At 69.3% G+C, this 4,098-nt stretch carries 5 protein-coding genes; 2 read left to right on the top strand and 3 right to left on the bottom strand.

Annotated features, from left to right (window positions below; all coding sequences use genetic code 11):
- The coding region (locus VD972_RS00060; protein ID WP_324978827.1) for a fatty acid desaturase at window positions 1-707 on the bottom strand (707 nt) is incomplete at its 3' end.
- Window positions 708-881: 174 nt separating this feature from the next.
- Here VD972_RS00060 and VD972_RS00065 point away from each other — a divergent pair.
- Entirely contained in the window at window positions 882-1,796 is a 915-nt protein-coding gene (locus tag VD972_RS00065) for a zf-TFIIB domain-containing protein (RefSeq protein ID WP_324978830.1), read from the top strand.
- Between the two features lie 137 nt (window positions 1,797-1,933).
- Window positions 1,934-2,410, top strand: coding sequence for a hypothetical protein (locus VD972_RS00070; protein WP_324978832.1), 477 nt, complete (start codon window positions 1,934-1,936; stop codon window positions 2,408-2,410).
- Between the two features lie 53 nt (window positions 2,411-2,463).
- Here VD972_RS00070 and VD972_RS00075 read toward each other — a convergent pair whose 3' ends face one another.
- On the bottom strand, window positions 2,464-2,754 hold the full coding sequence (locus VD972_RS00075) for a DUF378 domain-containing protein (RefSeq protein ID WP_324978837.1): 291 nt from the start codon (window positions 2,752-2,754) through the stop codon (window positions 2,464-2,466).
- A 114-nt stretch (window positions 2,755-2,868) separates the two neighbouring features.
- The coding region (locus VD972_RS00080; RefSeq protein ID WP_324978839.1) for a GAF domain-containing sensor histidine kinase at window positions 2,869-4,098 on the bottom strand (1,230 nt) is incomplete at its 5' end.

Here is a 4,098-nt window from a genome sequence, read left to right on the forward strand (position 1 = left end):
CAGGACTCGCCCATGCTCAGCAGCGCGAGCCAGCCTGTGTTGCGGCCCTGCTCCGCGGCGCCGGGCAGCTCATAGGGCTGCTCGCCCGAGACGTGGCTCACGTAGTGGATGGCCCAGAAGCCATCCTGTGTGAGGGCCAGCCGGACGAAGATGCCCCACGCGACGAAGGCGGGGCCTCCCACCGCGTACAGCGCCAGCGCCAGCGGCACCTGGAGCCACAGCCCCGCGCGCTCCAGGGCGCGGAAGAGCGGGCGCTTGGCCACGCGCGGATCCACGGGTGGGTACACGGAGGGATCCGGCGCGTGGTAGTCGAAGAAGAGCGCGAAGGCCATCGCCTGGAGGAAGCCGCCCTGGTAGCCCAAGGAGGGCGGGCAGTCCGGCTGGTTCTGGTGGTAGTCACGCAGGTGGTGCATGCGGCTCATGCCGAGGATGCCGCCCAGGCCCGCGAGCGTGCCCAGCACCGCGAGCACGGCCTCCACCGGGCGAGACGTCTGGAAGCCGCGGTGGATGAGGCCGCGGTGGAAGCCCACCGAGACGCCCAGGCACATCGTCACCGCGAGGAGCACAGCGGCCACGGCCACCGCGCTCCACGAGAAGAAGAGCGCGCCACCCATGAGTGCGCCCGCGTGAAGCAACACCCAGCGGAGCACCTTGCTCCTGTTCAGCCTCGCCTCGCCCCAGCTCGTGCCGCGTCTCGCATCATCCATGACCTCCGACTCCTTTCGAGCGGAGGTCATCGCAAGCGCCCTGCCAGCCGGCTTCTGACCTCATTTCGAGGGCTTACGGCTCTGCACAGGCTGCACTGTCCACGCTGTCGACAGTCCACCGTCAACGCCGCGGACGTTCGGCGAGCGGGTGTGGGCTGATCTACGCTGCCCGCCATGCGGTGTCCTACCTGCGTTGTCCCGCTCGACAGCCTGCGCGTCGGTGAGATCGAGCTCGACGAGTGTCCTCGGTGCCAGGGGCTGTGGTTCGACCGTGGAGAGCTGCACGCGGTTCTCACCTCGCGCATGGCGCTCCAGGCCCAGCCTCGATCGTCCTCCACGTCCCTGCCTCGGCAGAAGCGGGAGCCGGAGCTCTTCACGGAGCCTTCGTCCACAGATCCGGCCCAGCGCCTGGGGCCGTGCTCTCGGTGCAGTGGGTTGCTGATGCCGCAGAAGTCTCAGGAGCGTGAGCTCGCCGCGTGCGCGCGCTGTGGAGGCTTCTGGGTGCCGCAGGCCACTTTCAATGCCCTGCGAGCCCAGCAGCCGACACCCAGGCCGACACCCAAGCCCGCGCAGAAGGCCCCAGGTGTGCGGGGCGCTCAGGGCGCTCAGGGCGTGCAGGCCATGCAGGGTGTGCAGAAGGCGCGCCCCGCGCCCGCGGTGGCACTTCGGGGCCGCTGCCCGGCGTGCGACACGCCCATGCGGCCGGAGGATCGTCAGGGGCAGGGCTACCACCGGTGCACGCAGTGTGGTGGCATCTTCCTGCCCCGGGGCGGGCTGACCTTCATCCTCGCTCACGCGCAGGGACCGTTCGAGGCCGGCCCTGACGTCAAGGAAGGGGTTCGCGAGCACGCGGGGTGTCCCGTCTGCCGGCTGGTGCTGCGGCCCATCTCGTGGCAGGGCAAGCCGGTGCGTGTGTGGGCGTGCACCCAGTGTTGGGGGACCTTCGCTCCGGCCACGACGCTCAACCAGCTCCAGAATCCGGAGGGCGTGCAGCAACCCGGCTTCCAGGGAGTGGGGGGCGGGCTGTGGCGGATGCTGGACTCTGTTGTGGAGTGGCTGGTGAGCCCGCCCAAGCCTCCGCAGTTCTAAGTCAAGAAATGGTTGCCAGATGCAATCCCCTTGCAGAAGGGATGGAGTCCAGGCGGGGGGGTGGCTATCTTTCTTCCACTATGAAAACTCCACGCTTCGTCCGTTTCATGATGGGACTCGGGCTTCTCGCAGGTGGAGTGGCCCTGGCAGAGCCCAAGGAGCCGGTCATCTCCGTGCGGCTGCCCCAGAACTCCTACAACGTGAAGCTCACTGGGAAGGATGTCGTCTCACAGGCCGTTCAGCTCCACCACTCTCCCAAGGAGATGAGGGGTCGGGTGGGCTCTGCCGCGACGACGATCTCGTTCACGCAGAACGAGGCCAAGGGGAACATCGGCAGCGGCGCAGTCAACCTCAAGATCAAAGTCGAGGGAGACACCGTCAAGGCCGAGGGCGGCTTCGGCGGGCGTCCCGTAGAGCTGTCCTACAGCCCCACGGAGCTGACCGTGTACATCAACGACTGCACCTACCGGCTGAAGAACACCGAGGGCACGTACGTGGGCCGTCGCAGCTGTGACCGCGCCTTCGAGCGGGACACGGAGGTGACGATCCCCGAGGTCTTCCAGCAGCTCACCCCTCCCGAGCAGGCGACCATCCTCCTGCTCTCCCTGGGCTGAGCCGCCGACTGCTCGCCTGTGCCGCCGCTCGACGCGGGCTGGGCGTGGGGTTGCTACGGCCGCACGTCCGCTCGCCTGTGGATGTCGAGCCGCTTCAGGTTGCCGAGCTCGATCCGGCGGTTCCACGGGAAGGTGATTGCCAGCGCCAGGCCTGCCAGCCCCACCAGGGCGTAGACGAGGCGAGCGACCGCGCTGGTCTGCTCCCGTGCACCGCCAGCGAAGAGGGCGTCGACCAGGTTCCAGTTGAAGAAACCGATCAAGCCCCAGTTCACCGCGCCGATGATGGCCACCGCTGCCAGAAACTTGATGAAGCCGCTCATGCGGTCCGAGTTCACGCGTTCCATGGTCATTCCTCCGCTCAGGAAGTTCTCCGCCACCGCTACGGTGTGAAGTCCTGAGCGGAGCGGCTCGCCTGCCACGCCGCTCCATCACGGGCCGCTGGGACCCTCGGCTCGCCCTCAGCCGCGCTGACGGGGGAGCTCCACGGTGAAGATCGAGCCCACGCCCAGCTGGCTCGTCACCTGGATGCGGCCCCCCATGGCCTCGACAATTTGCCGGGCGATCCACAGGCCCAGGCCGAAGCCGCCGTAGTTGCGCTCGGACACCGCGCGCTCGAAGCGGTTGAAGAGCCGCGTCAGGTCCTCCGAGGCGATGCCGATGCCCCCGTCCTTTACGGAGAGCCGGACCCGGTCGTCTGCCGTCTCGGTGACGAGCTGGATGGGGTTGCCCCGGCCGTACTTCACCGCGTTGGACAGCAGGTTCGTCACCACCTGATCCAGCCGCAGCCGATCCCACTGGCCCACCGCCTCCGCGGAGAGCTGGAGCATGAGGTTCGAGCCCGCGCGCGCCAGCTCGGGCTCGAAGCGCTCGGCCACCTCGCGCGCCAGCGAGGACAGCTCCATGGGCTCCGGCCGCAGCTGCAGCCGCCCGGCGGAGATGCGGGATACGTCCAGCAGATCGTTGATGAGCTGCGTCTGCCGCCGGACCTGGCGATCCACCGTCTCCAGGCTGCGGCGCAGCCGCTCCGGCGAGGGGCCCGTGGGCGTACGGGCGAGCGTGGACAGCAGGCTCTGCACCTGGAGCTGGAGGGCGCTGATGGGCGTCTTCAGCTCGTGGCTGGCGATGGAGAGGAACTCCTCGCGCAGCCGCACGGCCTGCTGCGCCTCGTGGTAGAGCCGGGCGTTGTCGATGGCCAGCGCCGCCTGCCGCGCCAGCTCCTGCGCCAGCGACAGATCCTGCGTGTCATAGACCCGCCGGGTGGTGGTGAGCGACAGGACCCCCAGGACCTGGCCGCGCACCACCAGCGGCACGCGCAGAGAGGCAGCGGGGTGCGGGCTGGACTCGCGGCGCAGCTCCGGCAGGCCGGAGGCGATGATGCGGGCCACGGCGGCCGTCTCGGACTCGGTGGGGGACGCCTCGGCCTCGGGGCTGGAGTGCGCGGCGGCCACGCATCGCAGCTCCCCTTCCTCCAGCAGGTGGATGGAGCAGGTGTCCGCCCAGGAGGGCACGGCCAGGCGGGCCACGCGCTCCAGCGTCGCCTCGTCATCCAGGCTGCTCGCCAGCTCACTGCCGGCCCTCGCCAGGAAGCGCTGGGCATCCTCCGCGCGCTTGCGCTCGGTGATGTCGGTGATGACGTAGACGCACTGCACCAACCCGGTGGCCTGGCGCACCGCCGAGGCCCACAGCGC

Origin of the sequence: Hyalangium sp., from assembly GCF_035629615.1 — a bacterium.
Taxonomy (GTDB): Bacteria; Myxococcota; Myxococcia; order Myxococcales; family Myxococcaceae; genus Hyalangium.

Coding starts and splice junctions, on each gene's coding strand:
- VD972_RS00065 (WP_324978830.1), top strand. CDS start 882: ATGCGGTGTCCTACCTGCGTTGTCCCGCTCGACAGCCTGCGCGTCGGT.
- VD972_RS00075 (WP_324978837.1), bottom strand. CDS start 2,754: ATGGAACGCGTGAACTCGGACCGCATGAGCGGCTTCATCAAGTTTCTG.